At 42.1% G+C, this 1,597-nt stretch carries 1 protein-coding gene and 2 pseudogenes; all 3 read left to right on the forward strand.

All coding sequences use genetic code 11. The annotated features are described in order from the left end of the window. The first annotated feature begins 31 nt into the window (after positions 1-31). Positions 32-583 carry an efflux RND transporter periplasmic adaptor subunit gene (locus CDZ78_RS19365; protein ID WP_087871430.1) on the forward strand — a complete coding sequence of 184 codons (552 nt, stop codon included), beginning with the start codon at positions 32-34 and terminating at the stop codon, positions 581-583. Between the two features lie 44 nt (positions 584-627). After that, positions 628-1,115: pseudogene (locus CDZ78_RS19370) on the forward strand (efflux RND transporter permease subunit); the annotation flags it as partial. Positions 1,116-1,157: 42 nt separating this feature from the next. Continuing rightward, positions 1,158-1,597 (forward strand): annotated as a pseudogene (locus tag CDZ78_RS19375) (ISL3 family transposase); the annotation flags it as partial.

The raw sequence follows: 1,597 nt of genomic DNA on the forward strand, positions 1-1,597 counted from the left end.
TCTCTAAGTTTCTTAGCTATTGTTGCTTTCAATGGAAACACTGATGATCTCCGGAGTGGTTTTAGATCGTATGGTCACGACAGGTGAACGGGCCGGTGCCTTGGCTCCTTTGTTTCGTGTGGCAAATTTTAATAAGCTCTGGCTGGACATAAATATTCCACAACAACGCATTAAAAATGTACGGGTGGGAGATAAAGTATTGATTCCTGGGACCGAGGTGACAGCGCGTATATTTTTGTTAGGTAAGCATGTTGATCATGATAACCAAACCGTATTAGCTAGAGCGGTGATTGAAACAGCTAAAAGTTCCATCCGACCTGGACAGGCAGTCGCTGTCAAAATTATTCAAAGTAGTCATACTTTAATGTATAAGGTTCCTAACTCTGCTTTAGCGCAGCATGAGGGAGCTACTTATTTGTTTATACGTACTGAGTCAGGTTTTTCCGCCAGGCCAATTCAAATTGTTGGCAGAGAGGCTAAACAAACGATTATTACCGGTGATTTACAGGAAAACAGTGAAATTGCCATTAGAGGAGCAGTGGCACTCAAGGCTAACTTTTTAGGGTTGGGGGGCGATGAATAATGGCAGCCTTGATCCGCTTTGCGTTAACACAACGCCTGTTAATGATGTTAATAACATTACTGCTTATAGGTAGTGGTTATTCTGCATTTAAACAAATCCCTATTGATGCCTTTCCAGACGTTTCACCTACGCAGGTAAAAGTGATCGTTAAAGCGGCAGGAATGCCACCCGAAGAAGTAGAAGCAAGAATAACGGCACCTATAGAAGTGGAGTTATTAGGGATCCCCCGGCAAACCATGCTGCGCTCCATTGCCAAATATTCTTTGACGGATATCACTATCGATTTTGAGAAAGGTACTGATATTATTGGGCAAGGCAACAGATTGCAGAACGTTTAAATACGGTATGGGCTGACTTGCCAGGGGGTGTAGAGGGTGGCATAGCTCCAATGACTACACCTTTAGGTGAAATGTTTATGTTTACCATTGAGGGTGGTGACTTAAACCTAATGGAACGGCGTAGTTTGCTTGACTGGGTTATTCGGCCCGCTTTACGTACGGTACCTAGTGTGGCCGATGTGAATGCTTTAGGTGGTTTGGTCAGAAGCTTTGCGGTAGTACCCGATAATGACTTAATTGAACAAATAAGTATGGATCTATCGCCATCCTTCATTGCTGGAGCCGCAGAGGCTTTTCCATCAGCAGAGATAACCTTCGATCGGTTTCATGTTGTCAAATTATTAAATGAAGCAATGAATCAAGTCAGGATTAGTGAGCGTAAAGAGCATGATGCACTCAAAGGACACAAATATACTTTTTTAAGGAACCGAGAAAACTTAACCAATAAACAAGAAGTTTCATTAGCTGAAATGATTGACCTATATCCTACGTTAGGGCAGGCATATCGATTGAAAGAGCTTTTTAATGACTTATGGTCAATGCCCGATAAAGTATCGGCTGAAGCCTTTCTAAAGCAGTGGTGTGAAGAAGTAGAAAAATCTAAAATCTCAGCATTTATGAAGTTTGTAAAGACCGTTCGGAGCCATTGGTCTGGCATTATTCATTTCGTTGAAAC

This window comes from Bathymodiolus platifrons methanotrophic gill symbiont, from assembly GCF_002189065.1.
Classification (GTDB): domain Bacteria; phylum Pseudomonadota; class Gammaproteobacteria; order Methylococcales; family Methylomonadaceae; genus Methyloprofundus.

Bases quoted from the DNA above. Each gene is read 5' to 3' on its own strand.
- CDZ78_RS19365 (WP_087871430.1), top strand. From the start codon at position 32: ATGGAAACACTGATGATCTCCGGAGTGGTTTTAGATCGTATGGTCACG.